The 20,857-nt window shown below is 41.6% G+C and carries 19 protein-coding genes and 1 other annotated feature; of the genes, 6 read left to right on the top strand and 13 right to left on the bottom strand.

The window, feature by feature from the left end; translation table 11 throughout:
* The coding region (locus PR699_RS18975) for a hypothetical protein (protein ID WP_272572911.1) at positions 1 to 213 on the top strand (213 nt) is incomplete at its 5' end.
* 15 nt (positions 214 to 228) lie between these two features.
* Here the strand turns inward: PR699_RS18975 and clpB are convergent.
* The 3 genes from clpB to rluD form a co-directional block, all read right to left on the bottom strand.
* A complete protein-coding gene (clpB, locus tag PR699_RS18970) occupies positions 229 to 2,802 on the bottom strand; it encodes an ATP-dependent chaperone ClpB (protein WP_004924878.1) in 2,574 nt (857 codons plus the stop codon).
* 126 nt (positions 2,803 to 2,928) lie between these two features.
* Entirely contained in the window at positions 2,929 to 3,663 is a 735-nt protein-coding gene (gene yfiH / locus PR699_RS18965; protein ID WP_004924879.1) for a purine nucleoside phosphorylase YfiH, read from the bottom strand.
* Positions 3,663 to 4,640 carry a 23S rRNA pseudouridine(1911/1915/1917) synthase RluD gene (rluD, locus tag PR699_RS18960; protein WP_004924880.1) on the bottom strand — a complete coding sequence of 326 codons (978 nt, stop codon included), beginning with the start codon at positions 4,638 to 4,640 and terminating at the stop codon, positions 3,663 to 3,665. Before rluD ends, yfiH begins: the two co-directional genes overlap by 1 nt.
* Before the next feature lie 138 nt (positions 4,641 to 4,778).
* Here rluD and bamD point away from each other — a divergent pair, with 138 nt between their 5' ends.
* The 3 genes from bamD (at position 4,779) to pheA (ending at position 7,697) form a co-directional block, all read left to right on the top strand.
* On the top strand, positions 4,779 to 5,510 hold the full coding sequence (bamD, locus tag PR699_RS18955; protein WP_004924881.1) for an outer membrane protein assembly factor BamD: 732 nt from the start codon (positions 4,779 to 4,781) through the stop codon (positions 5,508 to 5,510).
* Positions 5,511 to 5,905: 395 nt separating this feature from the next.
* Positions 5,906 to 6,235 (top strand): ribosome-associated translation inhibitor RaiA, encoded by a 330-nt coding sequence (gene raiA / locus PR699_RS18950; protein ID WP_014656650.1) that lies wholly within the window; start codon positions 5,906 to 5,908, stop codon positions 6,233 to 6,235.
* A 140-nt stretch (positions 6,236 to 6,375) separates the two neighbouring features.
* Positions 6,376 to 6,497: a sequence feature (Phe leader region), on the top strand.
* 27 nt (positions 6,498 to 6,524) lie between these two features.
* Positions 6,525 to 7,697, top strand: coding sequence for a bifunctional chorismate mutase/prephenate dehydratase (gene pheA, locus PR699_RS18945; protein ID WP_036941497.1), 1,173 nt, complete (start codon positions 6,525 to 6,527; stop codon positions 7,695 to 7,697).
* A 78-nt stretch (positions 7,698 to 7,775) separates the two neighbouring features.
* On the opposite strand, the gene PR699_RS18940 is transcribed toward pheA, so the two are convergent.
* The 8 genes from PR699_RS18940 to ffh all read right to left on the bottom strand — a co-directional run bounded on the left by PR699_RS18940 (position 7,776) and on the right by ffh (position 15,817).
* Positions 7,776 to 9,338 carry a methyl-accepting chemotaxis protein gene (locus PR699_RS18940; RefSeq protein WP_014656651.1) on the bottom strand — a complete coding sequence of 521 codons (1,563 nt, stop codon included), beginning with the start codon at positions 9,336 to 9,338 and terminating at the stop codon, positions 7,776 to 7,778.
* A 302-nt stretch (positions 9,339 to 9,640) separates the two neighbouring features.
* A complete protein-coding gene (gene tyrA / locus PR699_RS18935) occupies positions 9,641 to 10,762 on the bottom strand; it encodes a bifunctional chorismate mutase/prephenate dehydrogenase (RefSeq protein WP_014656652.1) in 1,122 nt (373 codons plus the stop codon).
* 14 nt (positions 10,763 to 10,776) lie between these two features.
* Positions 10,777 to 11,871, bottom strand: coding sequence for a 3-deoxy-7-phosphoheptulonate synthase (locus PR699_RS18930; RefSeq protein ID WP_004924894.1), 1,095 nt, complete (start codon positions 11,869 to 11,871; stop codon positions 10,777 to 10,779).
* Positions 11,872 to 12,299: 428 nt separating this feature from the next.
* Entirely contained in the window at positions 12,300 to 12,653 is a 354-nt protein-coding gene (rplS, locus tag PR699_RS18925; RefSeq protein ID WP_004914006.1) for a 50S ribosomal protein L19, read from the bottom strand.
* 47 nt (positions 12,654 to 12,700) lie between these two features.
* On the bottom strand, positions 12,701 to 13,465 hold the full coding sequence (gene trmD, locus PR699_RS18920) for a tRNA (guanosine(37)-N1)-methyltransferase TrmD (protein ID WP_004924885.1): 765 nt from the start codon (positions 13,463 to 13,465) through the stop codon (positions 12,701 to 12,703).
* 38 nt (positions 13,466 to 13,503) lie between these two features.
* Positions 13,504 to 14,052, bottom strand: a complete 549-nt coding sequence (gene rimM, locus PR699_RS18915; protein WP_004924886.1) for a ribosome maturation factor RimM — start codon at positions 14,050 to 14,052, stop codon at positions 13,504 to 13,506.
* An 18-nt stretch (positions 14,053 to 14,070) separates the two neighbouring features.
* A complete protein-coding gene (rpsP, locus tag PR699_RS18910; RefSeq protein WP_004924887.1) occupies positions 14,071 to 14,319 on the bottom strand; it encodes a 30S ribosomal protein S16 in 249 nt (82 codons plus the stop codon).
* Between the two features lie 136 nt (positions 14,320 to 14,455).
* A complete protein-coding gene (gene ffh / locus PR699_RS18905; protein ID WP_004924888.1) occupies positions 14,456 to 15,817 on the bottom strand; it encodes a signal recognition particle protein in 1,362 nt (453 codons plus the stop codon).
* A gap of 402 nt (positions 15,818 to 16,219) precedes the next feature.
* Here ffh and PR699_RS18900 point away from each other — a divergent pair, with 402 nt between their 5' ends.
* The gene (locus tag PR699_RS18900) at positions 16,220 to 17,017 is read left to right on the top strand and encodes an inner membrane protein YpjD (protein ID WP_004924889.1); all 798 of its coding nucleotides are present in this window, start codon (positions 16,220 to 16,222) and stop codon (positions 17,015 to 17,017) included.
* A 44-nt stretch (positions 17,018 to 17,061) separates the two neighbouring features.
* On the top strand, positions 17,062 to 18,348 hold the full coding sequence (locus tag PR699_RS18895) for a CNNM domain-containing protein (RefSeq protein WP_014656654.1): 1,287 nt from the start codon (positions 17,062 to 17,064) through the stop codon (positions 18,346 to 18,348).
* Between the two features lie 64 nt (positions 18,349 to 18,412).
* Here the strand turns inward: PR699_RS18895 and luxS are convergent, their stop codons facing one another.
* Entirely contained in the window at positions 18,413 to 18,928 is a 516-nt protein-coding gene (gene luxS, locus PR699_RS18890; protein WP_014656655.1) for an S-ribosylhomocysteine lyase, read from the bottom strand.
* A gap of 159 nt (positions 18,929 to 19,087) precedes the next feature.
* On the bottom strand, positions 19,088 to 20,647 hold the full coding sequence (gshA, locus tag PR699_RS18885; RefSeq protein ID WP_014656656.1) for a glutamate--cysteine ligase: 1,560 nt from the start codon (positions 20,645 to 20,647) through the stop codon (positions 19,088 to 19,090).
* Between the last annotated feature and the right edge of the window lie 210 nt (positions 20,648 to 20,857).

Here is a 20,857-nt window from a genome sequence, read left to right as displayed (position 1 = left end):
CCCTGTTGGGCTTGCCATCACCTTCAGTGTCGGCTCATCGTCGGTCAGTGGAGGCGCATTATAGGGAGTCAGAAAATTCTGGCAAGTGTTTTTTTGAAAAAAAATGACAACCGACTACTTTTTAAACTTTACGCCGGTTTTTACAGCAAAATCGCCTTTTTATGCCTATCAAAAGTAAAAAGGCGATCTGATGATCGCCTTTCTATTTACTAATTGAAATGTTGAGTTTTACTGTTTAGCCACTATCTCATCATTTTCAACATCCAGAACGACTGGTTTACCTGGAATTAATTTGCCTGACAATATTTCTTGTGCCAGTGGGTTTTCAATCTCTTGTTGGATTGCTCGTTTCAATGGACGAGCACCAAAGATTGGGTCAAACCCTGCTTCTCCAATTTTCTCCAGCGCAGCGGGTGTTGCACTCACTTCATAACCATGCTCTTCAAGGCGTTTATATAGACGACCAAGCTGAATGTTCGCGATATTAGTAATGTGCTCTTTACCTAATGGATGGAACACAACGACTTCATCGATACGGTTAATAAACTCAGGTCTGAAACTATGAGAAACCACTTCCATGACCATATCTTTCATTTCTGAATAGCCTATTGTACCAAAACGCTCTTGGATCAAATCAGAACCTAGGTTCGACGTCATGATAATCACCGTATTACGGAAATCGACAGTACGACCTTGCCCATCTGTTAAACGCCCATCGTCCAACACTTGCAATAAAATGTTAAAGACATCAGGATGCGCTTTTTCAACTTCATCCAATAAGATCACAGAATAAGGGCGACGACGGACAGCTTCTGTTAGATAGCCCCCTTCTTCATAACCAACATAGCCTGGAGGAGCCCCCACTAAGCGGGAAACGGCATGTTTCTCCATAAATTCTGACATGTCGATACGCACCATCGCATCATCACTATCAAACATAAAGTTTGCCAGTGCTTTACATAACTCAGTCTTACCGACCCCTGTTGGCCCTAGGAACATAAATGAGCCAATTGGGCGATTAGGATCTGATAGACCCGCGCGGCTACGGCGGATTGCATTTGAAACAGCAACAACCGCTTCATCTTGACCAATTACGCGTTGATGTAATTGCTGCTCCATACGCAGTAATTTTTCTCTTTCGCTTTCCAACATACGAGAAACAGGTATGCCAGTCCAACGAGCAAGAATTTCAGCGATCTCAACATCAGTGACTTTATTTCGCAGAAGCTTCATATTTTTGCCTTCTGCTTTTGTCGCTGCTTCTAGCTGTTTTTCCAACTCAGGAATACGGCCATATTGCAGCTCTGACATTTTAGCCAGATCACCACTACGACGTGCTTTTTCCATTTCGTAGCGTGCATTTTCCAACTCAGCTTTGATATGTTGAGTGCCTGTTAACGAGGCTTTTTCTGCTTTCCACTCTTCCTCTAATGAAGAATATTCACGCTCTTTTTCCGCCAATTCTTCTTCGAGCATATCAAGACGTTTTTTACTCGCATCATCAGACTCTTTTTTCAGAGCTTGTTGCTCTAATTTCAGTTGAATAATACGGCGCTCTAAACGGTCAAGGGATTCAGGTTTAGAATCCATTTGCATACGTAAACTTGCACCAGCCTCGTCAATTAAGTCGATAGCTTTATCTGGCAACATACGATCCGTAATGTAGCGATGCGATAGTGTCGCCGCCGCTACGATAGCAGGGTCAGTAATTTGCACATGGTGGTGCAGCTCATAACGCTCTTTCAGGCCACGTAAAATCGCGATCGTATCTTCGACGCTTGGCTCTGCCACATAAACTTTTTGGAACCGGCGCTCTAAAGCAGGGTCTTTTTCAATATATTGACGATATTCATCCAACGTTGTCGCACCAACGCAATGCAATTCACCACGCGCTAATGCGGGTTTCAACATGTTACCGGCATCCATTGCGCCGTCGGCTTTACCTGCACCCACCATCGTATGCAACTCATCGATAAACAGGATCACATTACCTTCCTGTTTTGCGAGGTCGTTTAGTACGCCTTTTAAACGTTCTTCAAATTCGCCTCGGAACTTCGCCCCTGCAATTAATGCTCCCATATCAAGGGATAAGACACGTTTATTTTTTAGCCCTTCTGGCACTTCCCCATTAACAATACGTTGCGCTAACCCTTCGACGATGGCGGTTTTACCGACACCTGGCTCACCAATCAATACAGGGTTATTTTTAGTACGACGCTGCAAAACCTGAATTGTACGGCGAATCTCTTCATCACGCCCAATGACTGGGTCCAATTTGCCTTGCTCAGCACGCTCAGTCAGGTCAACAGTAAATTTCTTTAACGCTTGGCGCTGGTCTTCAGCACCTTGGTCATTCACTTTTTCTCCACCACGCATCTCGTCTATTGCCTTATTTAAATTTGCTTTATTCACACCGGCCGCTTTGAGCATGTCTGCAAGTGATGTATTAGCTTCTAAAGCAGCGAGAAGAAACAGTTCGGAGGAGATAAATTCATCTCCATTTTTTTGAGCGAGTTGATCACATAAATTTAAATGGCGGATCAAATCACTTGATGGTTGCACATCACCGGCAACCCCTTGCACTTGCGGTAAGCGTGCGAGTGCATCTTCAATTTTTTGTTGCAATTGCCCTGCATTAACACCAATTGTTGTCAACAAAGGACGAACAGAGCCACCTTCTTGATTAAACAGTGCACTTAATAAATGAATAGGTTCTATAAATTGGTTTTCGCGCCCAAGGGCTAATGACTGGGCGTCAGCGAGCGCTTGCTGGAATTTATTAGTTAAACGATCCAGACGCATAACACCTCCACTAAAAATGGGATTAAAATTGCTTCTGGTGAATAAATGAGGTCTATTTTTATTTATTCAAGTTTATAATTAAATTATTTTAGCGATATCAGTTAATTCAGAATAAATCACTAAACACTAGTTATTTACCCATATCAATGAGGCCATGCGCCCCGTTTTACCCTCACGGCGATAGGAGTAAAATCTGTTTTTATCGCTCACGGTACAAAATGTACCGCCGTAAATTGATGAAACACCTGCTGCTTGCAGCTTTTTACGTGCTAATAAATAGATATCTGCTAAATATTTTTCGCCGTGAACCGTAAACCCTGATGCGAGTTCACTCGATTGTTTGACGAATGCTGCTTTCACCTCGGCACCGACCTCGAATTTTTCAGGCCCGATGGCAGGCCCTAACCAAGCCATTATGTCTTTTTTATCACAAGTAAATTGTGCTACCGTATTTTCAAGCACACCATCACACAACCCGCGCCAACCCGCATGAGCCGCCGCGACTTCACGACCATCTTTGCTACAAAAAAGAACAGGCAAACAATCAGCAGTCATGATAGCGCACACCTGCCCTACCTGTTGAGTATAGACAGCATCCGCCTGTTTGTTGTCAATGGCAGCACCAGTTAAGCACAATACTTTTGTGCCATGGACTTGTTCAAGCCACAACGGTTGTTGTGGCAAGCCAGCCAAGGTCTGTAAGAGATGACGATTTTCACTGACAGCCGAGGGATCATCACCTACATGCCCCCCTAAATTGAGGCTATCAAATGGCGACAAACTGACCCCACCAATACGTGTGGTGCTACAGCATGATACATTCTTAGGCTTAGGCCAGTCAGGAAAAATCAATGAGCTCATTACCAATCCATATCGTCTTTATGCAGTTGATAGTCTGCCTTTAAGGCTTCAATAAGTTCAACCATATCATCCGGTAGTGGTGCATGCCACTCCATTTGAATCCCTGAAATAGGATGATACAGTCGCAACATCGTTGCATGCAGTGCTTGGCGATCAAATTTACGCATGACTTCAAAAAATTCTTCACTTGCCCCTTTTAATGGACGAGGACGTCCGCCATACAGTGGATCACCAATCAAAGGATGGTTAATGTGGGCCATGTGCACACGAATTTGGTGTGTCCTTCCCGTTTCCAAACGTAAACGCAAGCGAGTATGAGCTCTAAAATGCTCCATCACGCGATAATGTGTTATCGCAGGTTTCCCCATTGGGTGAACAGCCATATGAGTACGTTTTGTCGGATGCCTTGAAATGGGTTCTTCGACCATACCACCCGCAGTCATTCGCCCTACAGCAACTGCTTCATATTCACGGGTGATTTCGCGTAATTGCAATGATTCTACAAGGCGTGTTTGAGCGGGTACGGTTTTCGCAACCACCATTAATCCCGTCGTGTCTTTATCTAGACGGTGGACAATACCAGCTCGTGGTACATCAACAATTTCAGGATAGCGGTGCAATAGTGCATTCAATATAGTGCCATCTGGGTTCCCTGCACCTGGGTGAACAACTAGCCCACGAGGCTTATTAATAACGAGGATATCCTCATCTTCATACACAACATCAAGAGGAATATCTTGCGGCTCCCAACGATTGTCCTCTTCAATCAGTGCATCGACTAAAATTTGTTCGCCACCTAAAACTTTTTCCTTTGGCTTATTGATAACTTTTCCATTAACCTGCACTCTATCGTCTAAAATCCACTCTTTTATACGTGAACGTGAATAATCAGGGAACAATTCCGCTAAAGCCTGATCTAAACGTTGACCGAGCTGTGATTCAGCAACAGTTGCATTAAGTTGTACTTGTTGAGCCATAAATTAATCTACTTTTTTAGTGTTTGTATTTTGACGGCGATGCCGTTTTATTTAAAATGTATGTTATTGTAACTCGAATTTTGCCGGGAGCCTTACGGATAGTCTCCCTCGAAACACTCAGAGGATAACCAACACGTGATGATACGTATCAAATATCTGGTGGCTGCTGCCACGTTGAGCCTGGTACTCACCGGATGCTCCAGCAATAATGAAGTCAGCCCTGATAGTACTCCGGCTGAAATGTACAGTATTGGCCAGCAAAAGTTGCAGGACGGCAACTATAAAGCGGCCATCAAGCAATTAGAAGCGTTAGATAACCGCTATCCATTTGGCCCTTACGCCCAACAGGTACAATTAGACCTGATTTATGCTTATTATAAATCAGCCGAGCTACCAATGGCGATAGCTGCGATTGACCGTTTTATGCGTTTAAACCCAACTCATCCAAATATCGACTATGTCCTTTATATGCGTGGGCTAACGGCAATGGCTCTTGATGACAGCTTGTTACAAGGTTTCTTCGGCGTAGACCGCTCTGATAGAGACCCACAACATGCACGCGTCGCATTCAAAGACTTCAGCCAATTAGTGCGTTACTATCCTAACAGCCTCTATGCTAATGACGCCAGTAAGCGTCTTGTTTATTTAAAAGATCGTTTAGCAAGGTTTGACCTCTCTGTTGTTGAATACTACAACAAACGTGGCGCTTATGTCGCGGTTGTCAATCGAGTACAACAAATGCTAAGGGACTACCCAGATACTGAAGCTACCCGTAATGCATTAAAATACATGGAAATAGCTTATAAGCAGATGGGGTTAGATGAAGAAGCGAATAAAGTTGCTAACCTTATTGCAGCCAATCCAAATTAACAGAAAAATCAACATTGAAAACGGCAGCTTAGGCTGCTGTTTTTGTTTATCACATTAAAGTGAAACTGAGCATATAAAATAATCAAAGACAAAATCGGAAGGCAACTTTAATTGACGATAAATAATCTTTTTTAGGCCACTATTTTATTGTTTACTCTTTATCTGAATTTTAGCCCAAATAAAGTACCGACTATTTACCGTATTGATAGTCAACTTTTTCAGTTTCGCTCAAGAAACTCAACTTGGCAATCTCTTTCCCTCTCTTTTTTATCCTGAATCACAGTTCGGTTCGCGAAGGATTATCCTGTTCATTAAGCGTGATCTATATCAATTTTTTTAGATAAATAGTCAGTATTCTGAATACATCAAAGACGGAAACAATGAGAGGTAACTATATGATAGTAAACATAACTAGCAAACAAATGGATATTACCCCTGCTATCCGAGATCACATTGAGAGCCGTCTGACTAAACTCGACAAATGGCAAGTCGCTTTGATTAATACTCACGTTGTATTATCAAAAGAACCACAAGGTTTTATGGTTGATGCCAACATCAAAACTGCTACAGGAAAACTCGTTGCAAGCGCCAAACATGAAGATATGTATGTCGCCATCAATGAATTAATTAATAAACTCGAAAGACAACTGAACAAAGTGCAACATAAAGGAGAATCAAGAAGAGCCAGTAATAGTGTAAAAGAAGCTAACCTTGTTACGTTATAATTTTATATTGTCTACAAACTTATCTTGAAACCTTATCAACGCGCCTATCTTGGGCGCGTTTTTAATTTCCCCAATATCTTTTTTGTTGACATCTGCCCGTGTATCGGGTCTATTTAAGAAATGGTCAATAATAGGTAAATAATGATGCACATGAATTTTGTTTTCTTTTCTTTCTTTAGCCACTCCTACTAAGGGGCTTTTGTCGTTCGAGAAAGAAAAGATGACAAGATTTGAAAGCCCCCTGCTAGGGGGCTTTTTTTATTTACTGATATTTTATGGGGAAGGTAGGATGGACAACAGTACTAATTTACTGAAGATACGTGAAAAAATCAGCCAATTAGACAGTGAACTTCTCGGCCTACTGGCTAAGAGACGCGGGTATGCCGTTGAAGTAGCTCAAACAAAATTAGAAGATAACCGTCCAATTCGAGACAAAGAGCGTGAACGCCAATTACTGGATGTTTTGATCAATAAAGCCAAGCCATTAGGGTTAGATGGTTTTTATGTCACACGACTGTTTCAAATGATCATTGAAGATTCCGTTCTTACTCAACAAGCCATCTTACAGCAACATTTAAACTTAACACCAAATGACTCCGCCCGTTTTGCCTTCCTAGGCCCTAAAGGCTCCTATTCACATATTGCTGCTCGCCAATACTCTGCCCGACATTTTGACCAATTAGTTGAATGTAGCTGCCATAAATTCCAAGATATCTTCTCACTCGTTGAAAGTGGTCAAGCCGACTATGGTATCCTACCTATTGAAAATACCAGCTCAGGCGCCATTAACGATGTTTATGACCTATTACAGAACACCACCCTTTCAATCGTAGGTGAAATTCGACTACCAATAAACCATTGCTTGCTCACAACCGCAGGGGCTGATCTTAGCAAAATAGAGACGGTTTACAGCCATCCACAACCATTCCAACAATGTAGCCAATATTTAGCCCAATTCCCGCATTGGAAAATTGAATATTGTGATAGCACATCAACCGCAATGCAGAATGTTGCTCAACAAAACTCGCCAAATGTTGCGGCACTAGGAAGTGAAGCAGGCGGCGCGCTATATGGCTTGCAAGTGCTAGAACATAATCTTGCCAACCAACAAATTAACATGACACGCTTTATCGTTGTTGCTCAGCAAGCGATTGAGGTCACTGAGCAAGTTCCTGCAAAAACCACATTACTCATTACAACTGGTCAACAGGCCGGTGCTCTTGTTGATGCTCTAATCATCTTAAAAAATAATAAGATCATCATGAGTAAACTGGAATCACGCCCTATTAATGGTAAGCCTTGGGAAGAGATGTTCTATGTTGATGTGCATGCCAATTTACGTTCTGAAAATATGCAGCAGGCACTAAAAGAGCTGATTGCAATAACCCGTTCTGTTAAGGTGTTAGGCTGCTATCCTTCTGAAAATATTGTCCCCGTTGAACCAGAAAAAATTACGCCTTAATCTATTTTATCTATGCTGATACGTTAATAGTAAGCCAGTCATTCACATGACTGGCTTCTGACACACACTATTTACTTATTACACTGACCTATTTTCGTGAGTCGCACTTACCTGAAAATAATTAACCAGCTGTTTTAAATGCAATGCTTGCTCATTCAATGACGCTGCCGCCGCGACTGACTCCTCGACTAAACTTGCATTTTGTTGTGTCGTCACATCAAGTTGTCCAACCGCACTGTTTATTTGTAATATTCCAGCGCTCTGCTCGTGGCTAGCTTGACCTATCTCCTGAAGCCGTTGATCCATCTCTTCAACATTTTTGATCATTCCATCAATTTGCTGCTCTACATGTTCAACTAATTCCATACCTTCTTTAGTTCGTGTTAACGAATTTTCAATTAACAGACGAATATCATTTGCCGAGTTAGCACTTTTTTGGGCAAGTAACCTAACTTCACCTGCAACTACTGCAAAACCACGACCATGTTCCCCTGCCCGTGCGGCTTCAACAGATGCATTCAATGCAAGAATATTCGTTTGGAATGCAATAGAATCAATTAGATTAATAATTTCTGTCATTTGGTTAGAAGATGAATGAATAGCACGTATTTTGTTGGTTACCTCATTCATCATGCGGCCATTATTGGCTACAACAACCGCAGTGTCTGCGGCCAATTGTGTCGCTTGGTGAGTATGCTCTGCCGTATTTTGTACTGTCGATGTGATTTGTTCCATAGAACTCGCAGTCTCTTCCACAGAGGTTGCTTGCTCTTCGGTTCTTGCCGCTAGATGTTGATTTCCTGCAACAATTTGCCCCGCAGCGGCTGAAATACTTTCAGAGCCATTTTGTACTTCTTGTACAATTTCTAATAAACGCTTTTTCATTTCGACTAGCGCTCGCAATAGCACCCCAGTTTCATCTTGATTTTTTATTTCAACATGTTGTGTTAAATCCCCTTCCGCAATCGCTTGAGCAAAGCCAACGGCGGCTCCCAGAGGCCGTGTAATCGACAGGGTAATAAACCATCCCATAATACAAGCTATAACAATGCTGATAATCGCGAGGGTTATTAATAAATATTTATTAAAATGGTAATCACCATCGACAATAACGCCCGAGGCTTGCATTCTGTGATTTTGCACTTCAATAAATTGTTGTACTTTCTCGCGGTATTCACGCTGTATTGCCGATGTTTTGTTCATCATTTCATCGATAGCAGCGCTTCTATTATTGTTATTGAGAAATTCACTCAACCTAGCTTGTGACTGAAGGAATCGTTCACGAACATCATAGATCTCCGCAAGAACAGCAATAGACTGTGGATCCTTGGCATTTTCATCAAGCTCTTTGAGTAGTCGAACAACATTCGAGCTGATTTTCTTTAGTTCATTTCTGCGTCTTTCACTATCTCTATCATCCAATAAAATGAGTTCCTGTATCCCTATATAAGAATAAAAATTATCCATTAGCTGATTAGCATTAACAGTCATTGGATAATCTTTATAGATAATGTCTTGAATACCATTATTTGCCTTGTTTAAGCTAATTAAGGACAGCGCCGAGCTTAAGAGCAGAAGAAAAATAAAGAACGCAAACGCAATAAAAAGTTTTACACCAATTTTTATATCTTTCAGAGACATAGATTCCTCACCGAACTGGTCGTCATTTTATGACAGTTAATATCGGTAGATTATCGACTAACTTTATTAGTTAAATTGTTTAATTTATAAATATTCATTTTATAAATAGATATTAACAGACAAAATCAGAATAAATCGCTGAGTGACTCTAAGAATGTAATATTTTACATCATTAAAAATGGCAATAACTAAAACAAATTATAGATAGTAAAGCAGAAAGCGTACGAGCTTGAAGAGGGAATATTTTGATTTTGGTAATAAAAAAATAGCTCCTAAAATTAAATTAGAAGCTATTTTATACATTACTTACGATTGTCGTTCGCTCTTTGCAACAAGGATTGGCTTTCTTTCATAAAGTGATGTGCATCCTCACCAAACCAATCACTAACTTCATTAAATTGTCGTATAAATTCAGCCTTATCTTTACGTTCGAGCGTCTCAATCGATTGCCCTAATAACTGATAGTAACGGCGAATTAATTCAATATTTTCATCTGACGACATGATGATATCAGCATACAACTGTGGGTCTTGAGCAAATAAGCGCCCAACCATTGCAAGTTCCAACCGGTATATTGGCGATGAAAGATCGAGCAATTGCTGCAAATCAACATGTTCTTTCGCTAAGTTTTGCCCATAGGTGAAAGTAGTAAAGTGGCGCAATGCTTGAATAAAACTCATATTACGATCATGCTCACTCGCAGTGATCTTTTTCAAGCGAGCTCCCCAAACTTGTAATTGCTCAAGGAACCATTGATATGACTCAGCCCCTCTACCATCACAAAAAGCAAACACTTGTTTCGCAACGCTACCAACATCAGGACCAAACATAGGGTGTAAGCCAAGCACTGGCCCCTCATGAACAGCCAGCATTGCTTCCAAAGGTTGATGTTTTATTGACGCAATATCGATTAATACGGTTTCTTGGTTCAATTTCGGTAATTGCTTGATCACGCGCACCGTCAAATGTATCGGAACACTAATAATAACGACGCTAGCCCCTTCAACAATTGATTCTGCTTGTGCCCAATCATGTTCACCTAAAATTTTAACTTGGTAACCTGATAACGTTAGTAAGCGATTAAATAACCGCCCCATTTTACCATCACCACCAACAATCACTATTGGACCCGCATCAGGCTTTAATGTTTTAAACCCTTTATCATTTTCACGGGCATAGGATTCCCGCATAATGCGCCGAAGAATATCTTCTATTAGGTCTGGGGGGATCCCCATGCGTTCGGCTTCCTGACGGCGGGCGGCCAACATACTCGCCTCCCGCTCAGGTACATAAATAGGTAAACCATGTTGGCTTTTGACTTCACCAACTTCAGCTACAAGTTGTAAGCGCTTAGCCAACAAATCTAATAACGATTTATCAACCTCATCAATTTGTTCTCTAAGATGAGATAATTCTACAGACATACCTATACCTTGTATCAGCTCGCAATTTCAAATTTTTCTGCGCGCCCTTCAAGCACAGGTAACAATGCTTGATGTAGCTTACGCAATACCGTTTCCGTTGTTTCCCAGTTAATGCAGGCATCCGTCACTGATACACCATATTTCATCTCACTACGCGGTTGCTCAGAACTTTGATTGCCTTCATGTAAATGGCTTTCCAACATAATACCGGTTATTGATTGATTCCCATTAGAAATTTGTTCAATAATTGAATCAACAACGAGTGGCTGACGACGGAAATCTTTATTAGAGTTACCGTGACTACAATCGACCATCAATGAAGGTTCTAGCCCTGCCTTTCTCATTTCAATTTCACAAGCCGCGATATCTTCAGGGCTGTAATTTGGCGTTTTACCACCGCGTAAAATAATGTGCCCATTTTCATTACCGTTGGTATGCAATAAGCTCACTTGCCCTGACTGATTAATCCCCATAAAACGGTGTGGCATAGAAGCGGCTTTCATCGCATTGATGGCTGTAGACAAGCTGCCATCCGTACCATTTTTGAACCCTACAGGCATCGATAGCCCTGATGCCATTTCACGGTGTGTTTGCGATTCTGTGGTTCTTGCACCAATTGCAGACCAGCTAAAAAGGTCACCTAAGTATTGTGGGTTATTAGGATCTAACGCTTCAGTGGCTAATGGCAGCCCCATATTGACAAGGTTGGTCAAAAGATCACGCGCAATATGTAGCCCTTTTTCCATATCAAACGAACCATCCATAAGAGGGTCGCTTATTAATCCTTTCCAACCCACTGTTGTACGAGGTTTTTCAAAATAGACACGCATCACAATATATAAACTATCACTCAGTTCAGCAGCAAGCTTCTGTAAACGTTGCCCGTATTCAATCGCCGCATCGACATCATGAATAGAACAAGGACCACATACCACGAGTAAGCGCGGGTCACGCTGATGGATAATATCAGCAATTGTTTGACGCGAAGCCGCGATGGCATGCAGATTGTTGTGACTCAGTGGAAACTTCTGCTTCAGTGCTTCAGGTGTAATCAGTACCTGTTCATCACGAATATTCACATTATTGAGTACATCTTTTTGCATGATCATTTTTATTACCTACTTAACTTATTGTTTATATATTGTGTTTGAGTGCTTGGTTATTAACATACCATGTGACGTAAAGAATACAATCCATTAATGTAAAATATTTCCATATGCGTAAATAAAAAATTACACAAACACAAAACATTGATAAATAATAGATTTTAATAAAACAAACTATTGAATATCGCTTATTTATTATACAAAACCACTCTTTTAGTAAAGTTATGTTTACAAAAACAGGTAAAGCACGTAATTTAACTTAAGAGGATAATATATTAACGATTAGGTCGATAAGAAGGGAAATAAGTGACAGAGAAAGATCTAACTTCAGAAAATGATTAACAGTGAACTTATCTAAATCAATAAGGTAACAAATAGAAAGGCCCGCATAAGCGGGCCTTATCGTAACTTTCGGATGTAGCGAAAGCGTATTACTTGGCGTTCAGACGCTCTTTGATACGAGCAGCCTTACCAGAACGCTCACGCAGGTAGTACAGTTTAGCTCTACGTACGGCACCACGACGTTTAACAGCGATGCTATCTACGACAGGAGAGTGAGTTTGGAATACACGCTCAACACCTTCGCCGTTAGAAATTTTACGAACAGTGAATGCAGAGTGCAGACCGCGATTACGAATAGCAATAACCACGCCCTCAAATGCCTGCAGACGTTTCTTAGAGCCTTCTACGACCCATACCTTAACTTCCACAGTATCACCCTGACGGAATGAAGGTACGTCCTGCTTCATCTGCTCTTGTTCAAGTTGTTTAATAATGTTGCTCATAATAATTCTCTTACCCTAGGTAAACTGATATATGTTAGACAATTAATTTAATTGTCTGGATTCACTTGTTGCTCAGAACGATATTCATTTTGGAATTCGTTCAGCAACATCCTTTGCTCGTCAGTCAGAGCTAGGCTTTCCAGAAGCTCAGGTCTTCTCAGCCAGGTACGGCCAAGTGATTGCTTCATGCGCCAGCTATCTATCTTTGCATGATTCCCTGACAATAAAACATCAGGAACGTGCATGCCGTCTAAAACTTCAGGGCGGGTATAGTGAGGACAATCCAACAAGCCATCTGCAAAAGAGTCTTCTTGAGCAGATGCCTCATGACCAAGTACCCCCGGAATGAACCGAGAAACTGAGTCTATCAACACCATCGCGGGGAGCTCCCCACCACTTAGAACGTAATCACCGATTGACCATTCTTCATCAACTTCGGTTTGTATGATCCGTTCATCAATGCCTTCATATCGACCACAAACAAGAATAAGCTTCTCATTCGTTGCCAATTCGCAAACCCCAGCTTGACTAAGTTTGCGCCCCTGAGGTGATAAATAGATGACTTTCGCACCCTCACCTGCCTCAGTTCTTGCTGTATTGATAGCATCCCTTAATGGCTGCACCATCATCAGCATGCCCGGACCACCGCCATAGGGGCGATCATCGACTGTTTTGTGTTTATCGTGAGTAAAATCTCGCGGGTTCCAACACTCCACAGACAGCAGGCCATTTTTCACTGCCCGACCAGTTACCCCGTACTCGGTTATTGCGCGGAACATTTCGGGAAACAGGCTAATTACACCAATCCACATTATTTAGTCCCACTCATAAAAACCGTTCAACCGGAGATTTAAAAACCAGGATCCCAATCAACTTCAATCAGTTTAGATTTGAGATCGACTTTCTTGATAACCTGCCCATCAAGAAACGGAACCAGCCGCTCCTTGATGCCAAACGCATCTTTTAGATTTGCCTTAATCACAATGACATCATTAGACCCGGTTTCCATCATATCGGTGATGGTACCTAGGTTATACCCTTGCAACGTCACCACTTGGCAGCCCATAAGGTCTTTCCAGTAGTATTCGTTATTATCTAATTCAGGAAGTTGCGCTGAATCCACAACAATCTCAAAATTAGTTAACAGCGTTGCTGCATCGCGGTCATCAACCCCTTTGAGTTTCAGAATGATATCTTTGTTATGGTGTTTCCAATCTTCCAGTTCGATGTGTTGCCACTGACCAGAACGTTGAATAAACCAAGGCTGATAATCAAAAATACTTTCAGCATGTTCGGTGGACGAAAAAACTTTGAGCCAACCACGAATTCCATACGCAGCGCCTAATTTACCCAACACAATTGGGTTAGTAGGAGTCGCTAGATTTGCTTGCTTGCTCATAGTTACCACCGTGACAGATTAAGCTGCTTTTTTAGCTTGTTTGACCAGTTGTGCAACACGGTCAGAAATAGTTGCGCCCAGACCAACCCAGTGCTCAACACGATCCAAGTCTAAACGCAGTTCTTCTGCTTGACCTGAAGCGATTGGGTTGAAGAAACCGATACGCTCGATGAAACGACCGTCACGCGCATTGCGGCTATCGGTTACAACGATTTGGTAGAACGGACGCTTTTTTGCGCCGCCACGAGATAAACGAATTGTTACCATAACATCCTCATTAGTTAATAAAACAACCAGACTCCATCGAGGGATAGAGTCCGGTTGTCATATAAAAAGCCCGAAAATTTTACTCACTTTGACGCAAAAATCAATCAAAAGTGCATATTCTTTCTAGCTTCATTACTTAACGCCCCGGAAAACCCGGTGGCATCATTCCTTTCATACCACGCATCATTTTAGCAAGACCGCCTTTTTTCATCTTCTTCATCATGCGTTGCATATCATCAAATTGTTTCAAAAGGCGGTTGACATCTTGAACCGTCGTACCCGACCCCGCTGCAATACGGCGTTTACGGGAGCCCTTGATAATTTCTGGTTTTTCGCGCTCTTTGCGTGTCATTGAGTTGATGATAGCTTCCATACGGATAGTAATTTTATCATCCATTTGTGACTTCACCGCATCAGGCACTTGAGACATACCGGGTATTTTACTCATCATACTCGCCATGCCACCCATATTACGCATCTGCTTTAATTGACTTAAAAAGTCGTTTAAATCAAAACCGTCACCCGTTTTCAGTTTCTTAGCTAATTTTTCAGCTTGGTCACGGTCAACTTTATGTTCAATCTCTTCGATCAGAGATAACACGTCACCCATGCCTAAAATACGGGAAGCCACACGCTCAGGATGGAAAGGCTCCAACGCATCGGTTTTTTCACCAACCCCTAAGAACTTAATTGGCTTACCGGTGATAGCACGAATAGAGAGAGCCGCACCGCCACGAGCATCACCGTCAACTTTGGTCAGAACAACCCCAGTAAGAGGCAGTGCTTCGTTAAACGCTTTTGCTGTATTTGCCGCATCCTGCCCCGTCATCGCATCGACAACAAACAGGGTTTCTACAGGCTTGATAATGCGATGGACTTCTTGGATTTCCTCCATCATCGCCTCATCAACGTGCAAGCGCCCAGCTGTATCCACAAGTAATACATCATAGAATTGCAATTGAGCATGTTTTAAAGCTTTTTGCACAATCGCCGCAGGCTTCTCTTTAACATCGGAAGGGAAAAAATCAATTCCAACTGTTTCAGCCAATGTTTCTAACTGCTTGATTGCCGCTGGACGATACACGTCAGCAGAGACCACTAAAACTTTTTTCTTTTGTTTTTCTTTTAATAGCTTACCTAGTTTTGCAACACTGGTTGTTTTACCCGCACCTTGCAAACCTGCCATCAACACCACAGCAGGTGGTTGTGCAGAAAGGTTGAGCTGATGGTTCTCTTCCCCCATCGCTCGAGTAAGCTCATTTTGAACAATTTTGATGAACTCTTGGCCTGGCGTTAAGCTTTTATTGACATCTTGGCCAACAGCACTCTCTTTTACCTTTTGAATAAATTCACGGACAACGGGGAGCGCAACGTCTGCTTCCAGCAGAGCCATGCGAACTTCACGCAATGTATCTTTAATATTATCGTCAGTCAGACGACCACGCCCGCTGATGTTGCGCAAAGTGCGCGATAGTCTGTCAGTTAAATTATCAAACATATGTCTTAGCTCAATTCTGTTTATGGGCCTACTGTCAAAGCTAGATTTGGTTATGAATACTGCAAAATACAAGTATTGAGTGGCTCATTTCGGCAAATTTGCTTATCGGTCTTTTCAAAGCAAAATAACCACTGACAGCCACAACTGAAACCAACGCCGAAAATTTTCGTCACAGTGTATCATACCTGACGTATATTCGCTGCACCCTGTTGGAGGTTGTTTTTACAGGCCAGATACCAAAATTATCCTCATTTTTAAATGAACATGGCCTGTAAAAAGGACTCTTAAATGCGATTAACGATTAAGAAGAGGCTTATTAACAGTGCTAATGGTTGGAGCCTACAGTTGCACGCGTTATACTAGCTAACATTATCCACTAAAAATGAATAACGACACTATACTATGCCCGTATTTGCAGTCATAGCAGTTTGTACATATCTGTTCAGCATATCGCTGATCGTTCCCGGCCAGGTTCGTAAACAACCTGTCTATCGCCGGTTAGCCCTCTTATTAGCTGTTGTTGCACTGATTACCCATGCAATCACGCTAAAGTTGCTTATTTTTCGTGGAGCAGAAGGACAAAACCTCACATTGCTGAATTTAGGTTCCGCAGTTAGCCTATTAATGTGCATCATCATGACGGTGGTCGCCTACAAAGGCAAAGCGTGGTATTTGACACCTATTGTCTATAGTTTTGCCATTATTAATTTAATCCTCTCAGCCGTGATGCCAGGTGAATTTATCACCCATCTAGAAGGCAGCGTCCCGCTATTTATTCACATTGGCTTGGCCTTGCTTAGCTATGCAACCCTTTTAATTGCCGCCTTGTATGCATTCCAAGTCGCGCTTATTGACTATCAACTTAAAAATAAAACGTTCAAATTCAGAGCTGATATGCCACCAATGATGGTCATTGAGCGTAAAATGTTTCATATCACCCAAGTTGGTGTCATTCTGCTAACCTTAACTTTATGTACGGGCTTTATTTATATGGATAATATCTTTGATAAAGAGAATATTCATAAGTCTGTGTTATCAGTTGTCGCTTGGTTCGTCTATATCATTTTATTATGGGGTCATTTTCATGGAGGTTGGCGCGGAAAAAGAGTCCTATTTTTCCATGTAGCAGGCGCCTTTATCCTAACAATGGCTTTTTTCGGCAACCGGCTGATGCAACAAATTATGGTATCTTATCCATAAGATGGATAAAATAATCTTATCTATACTGCATAAGGAACCTAGTTTTGGATCACGTATCTACTGGTACGCTCATCATCATATTAATCGTTTTAATTATTATGTCAGCATACTTTTCAGCCTCAGAAACAGGTATGATGACGCTGAACCGTTACCGCTTAAAGCACCTCGCCAAACAAGGCAACCGTTCTGCAAAACGAGTTGAAAAATTACTCAGACACCCTGATAAACTGATTAGTTTGATCCTAATTGGTAATAACCTGATTAATATCGTAGCTTCGTCACTCGCGACTATTGTGGGGATGCGTTTATACGGTAACGCAGGGGTGGCAATTGCAACAGGTATTTTAACCTTCATCATCTTAGTCTTCGCTGAAGTTTTACCTAAAACGATCGCGGCACTATACCCAGAAAAAGTCGCTTTTCCAAGTAGCTATATTTTAAAACCTCTACAAAAAATTATGCTGCCTGTCGTTTGGGCGTTCAATAAAATTACACTGATGTTTATGTACATTTGTGGAATAAAACCCCCTGTTATACGTAGCGATGCTGTAAGTAAAGATGAGTTAAGAACTATCGTTAATGAGTCGAAAGCAAAGCTCAGTCGACGTAATCAAGACATGTTGCTATCTATCTTAGATCTTGAAAAAGTGACTGTCGGCGACATTATGCTGCCAAGAAATGAGATAGTAGGCATTGATGTTAATGATGATTGGAAATCCATTGTACGCCAATTAACTCACTCACCTCATGGGCGTATTGTACTGTATCGTGATTCACTGGATGATGCGATTGGGATCTTACGAGTACGCGAAGCCTATCGCATGATGATGGAAAAACGCGAGTTCAATAAACAAAATCTGATCAAAGCCGCCGATAATATCTATTTTATTCCAAATAGTACGCTGTTAAGTACTCAGCTAATTAATTTTCAGCATAACAAAGAGAAAATAGGCATCATTGTCGATGAGTATGGTGAGATCCAAGGTCTGATTACTGTTGAAGACATCTTAGAAGAGATCGTCGGTGACTTTACAACCTCCATGTCACCATCATTGGCTGAAGAAGTTCTACCTCAAAGCGACGGGAGTGTACTCGTTGATGGTACAGCGAATATTCGAGACCTTAACAAAGCCCTTGATTGGCACCTGCCTATCGATGGCCCAAGAACTGTGAATGGTATGGTGTTGGAAGCTATTGGGGATATACCTGAATTACAAGAGAAAATTGTTATTTCACACTACTTAGTTGAAGTATTAGAAATCAGTGACAATATTATCAAACAGGTAAAAATTACGCCTTTAAACACAAAGTCGGCGGTATCTTCCTCTTAGTAAGCACAAATAAAAACTGCACCTGTATCGAATATCAGGTGCAGTTTATCCAGAAGCTATTTATCTAAACGTGTAGTTCTGTCAACTTCTCAGCTGGTAAGGCTAGCTCATCATTTTTGTTAACACGGATTTCTGACGCTAAGACATTGCGTGCAATTTGTTGAGCTTCTTCCAGTGAATGCATTTTATATGTGCCACACTGGTAAATATTCAGTTCAGGGATCTTCGCTTGATCTTGGACTTTCAGTACATCCTGCATTGCACTTTTCCATGCATTCGCTACGCGTTGTTCATCAGGCTCTCCAATCAAGCTCATATAAAAGCCTGTACGGCATCCCATTGGCGAGATATCAATGATCTCAACACCATCACCGTTGAGGTGATCACGCATAAAACCTGCAAATAGGTGTTCTAGTGTATGAGTACCTTTCTCTGACATTGCCTCTTTGTTAGGAACCGTGAAACGCAGGTCGAAAACTGTAATCGTATCTCCACTTGGAGTTTGCATGGTTTTCGCCACACGGACGGCAGGTGCAGCCATACGCGTATGATCTACAGTAAAACTGTCTAATAACGGCATTTCTTGACCTCCTGAAAAAAATTATTTTTATTTTCAAAAAATAAATGAAACTATTTTGGAATCGCCGAGTCTTAATAAATGAAAGACGCGCAAATTTGTTATCATCCCTAATTCTCTAAGAGATTTTATATTTGGCCACTTAACGTGGCCATTTTCTTTTTAACGCCCTGCATGCTTGTGCAGGTACTCTTCAAAGCTTTCGGTTTGCTCTTTCTCTAGCATAGCTTGTTTTTCAATGGAAGCTAATCGAGCTTCTTCAAACTGTGCCTCAGTGATCACCTCGTAAGGTTCACTCACCAATTGCTGATAATATTTTTCTGCCAATGCTAAGCCATAGCCACCAATGCCTTGCTCAATCATTTTATCCATCACTAAAGCAGAATATGTCAGTGTTGGATCTTCAAACATCGCAACAAATTGGTGACAAACATCACGATACTTAGCATCACAGCAAGTATCAAGGACTTCAGCTACACGGATCAGATCGTTAAATAACTGCTGCCCGACTTCGACGAGTGGCTTCATTTCACTGCCACAACCAATACCGATGACTTGCCCAGGCTTACGCCCTTCGAGGATCACTCGGTTCCAGTTTTTACGGCTACAATCCAATTCCTGAGCGTTCATTTCAGGTGCATCAGCTAACACACACCAAATTAAAAACAGGTCGAGGAAACGAGTTTGTGTTTCATCAACACCAATCGCACTGAATGGGTTAATATCTAACGCTCTTACCTCAATATATTCGATGCCACCGCGTAGCAACGCATCTGACGGCGATTCATCACCTTTAGGCACACGTTTAGGGCGTATAGGGGCATACAATTCGTTTTCAATTTGCAACACATTAGTGTTCAATTGAATGTATTTGCCCTCTTTTTTAACACCTAGTGCAGCAAACTCCTCAGATGGTTTGTAAATGGCTTTTTTCAAGCCCGTGACATAACTATCTAAGTCATTAAATGTAATGTTTAAATCGCTCTGAGATTTATTTGTATAGCCCAAATCACTCATTCTCAATGACGTCGCATATGGCAAGTAATAAGTACCACCAGCAGTCTTTTCAAATGTGAGTTTGGTATCCCTATCTTTGAGGAACGACCCGCAAATTGCAGGAGAAGCGCCAAATAAATAAGGAATAACCCAACCAAAGCGATAATAGTTCCTGATCAGACGTAGATAGCCATCCGAGATTTGTGCTTTGCCACTTTCAGCGTCTTTAACACCCGCCCACGCTTGCCAAAACTCAATTGGCAAGGAGAAGTTGTAATGAACGCCAGCGATGGTCTGCATTAATGCACCATAACGGTTTTTCAGCCCTTCGCGATATAAATTCTTGAAGCGGCCAACATTAGATGAGCCATATTGTGCCAGCGTGATTTTATCCTCGTTTTCGATAAAACAAGGCATGCTTAACGGCCACATCCTTTCATTATGCATCTGACGCGCCGTATAGCGATGTAAATCCCTAAGAAAAGCCAAACTATGCCCAATACTTTTATCAACAGGTGTGATGAATTCAAGTAAAGGCTCAGCAAAATCTGTCGTGATCCATTTATGTGTTAATGCTTTCCCCAACTCTTCCGGATGCAAAGTTTCAGCAATAGAACCTTCCGGAGTAACACGTAATGTTTCACGTTCAATACCACGTTGAATACCATTTAGTGCTTCTGGGTGCGCCTCTAACCATGAGAGCGCTTTAGATACGTCCGGGATCAAATCGACCTCCCGCCAGTGATGTCATTTTATTTTAGTAAGGTGCTTACTTTAGCGTAAATGGAGGAAATTGTCGCTGTTTAGATGTGTGGTTTATATAAAGCGAATCATTGAAACAGTATTAAATAAACAATAAAGCCAATAATAGGGCTAAAAAAATTTCTCTTTTGAGGGGCTTCTGATTATGGTACATCTGAAAGGATTCGAGCCTAT

This window comes from Providencia sp. PROV268 (assembly GCF_028477805.1).
Lineage (GTDB): Bacteria > Pseudomonadota > Gammaproteobacteria > Enterobacterales > Enterobacteriaceae > Providencia > Providencia stuartii.
This window is presented reverse-complemented; position numbering and strand designations above follow the sequence as displayed.

Bases quoted from the DNA above. Each gene is read 5' to 3' on its own strand.
- clpB (WP_004924878.1), bottom strand. From the start codon at position 2,802: ATGCGTCTGGATCGTTTAACTAATAAATTCCAGCAAGCGCTCGCTGAC.
- yfiH (WP_004924879.1), bottom strand. From the start codon at position 3,663: ATGAGCTCATTGATTTTTCCTGACTGGCCTAAGCCTAAGAATGTATCA.
- rluD (WP_004924880.1), bottom strand. From the start codon at position 4,640: ATGGCTCAACAAGTACAACTTAATGCAACTGTTGCTGAATCACAGCTC.
- bamD (WP_004924881.1), top strand. From the start codon at position 4,779: ATGATACGTATCAAATATCTGGTGGCTGCTGCCACGTTGAGCCTGGTA.
- raiA (WP_014656650.1), top strand. From the start codon at position 5,906: ATGATAGTAAACATAACTAGCAAACAAATGGATATTACCCCTGCTATC.
- pheA (WP_036941497.1), top strand. From the start codon at position 6,525: ATGGACAACAGTACTAATTTACTGAAGATACGTGAAAAAATCAGCCAA.
- PR699_RS18940 (WP_014656651.1), bottom strand. From the start codon at position 9,338: ATGTCTCTGAAAGATATAAAAATTGGTGTAAAACTTTTTATTGCGTTT.
- tyrA (WP_014656652.1), bottom strand. From the start codon at position 10,762: ATGTCTGTAGAATTATCTCATCTTAGAGAACAAATTGATGAGGTTGAT.
- PR699_RS18930 (WP_004924894.1), bottom strand. From the start codon at position 11,871: ATGATCATGCAAAAAGATGTACTCAATAATGTGAATATTCGTGATGAA.
- rplS (WP_004914006.1), bottom strand. From the start codon at position 12,653: ATGAGCAACATTATTAAACAACTTGAACAAGAGCAGATGAAGCAGGAC.
- trmD (WP_004924885.1), bottom strand. From the start codon at position 13,465: ATGTGGATTGGTGTAATTAGCCTGTTTCCCGAAATGTTCCGCGCAATA.
- rimM (WP_004924886.1), bottom strand. From the start codon at position 14,052: ATGAGCAAGCAAGCAAATCTAGCGACTCCTACTAACCCAATTGTGTTG.
- rpsP (WP_004924887.1), bottom strand. From the start codon at position 14,319: ATGGTAACAATTCGTTTATCTCGTGGCGGCGCAAAAAAGCGTCCGTTC.
- ffh (WP_004924888.1), bottom strand. From the start codon at position 15,817: ATGTTTGATAATTTAACTGACAGACTATCGCGCACTTTGCGCAACATC.
- PR699_RS18900 (WP_004924889.1), top strand. From the start codon at position 16,220: ATGCCCGTATTTGCAGTCATAGCAGTTTGTACATATCTGTTCAGCATA.
- luxS (WP_014656655.1), bottom strand. From the start codon at position 18,928: ATGCCGTTATTAGACAGTTTTACTGTAGATCATACGCGTATGGCTGCA.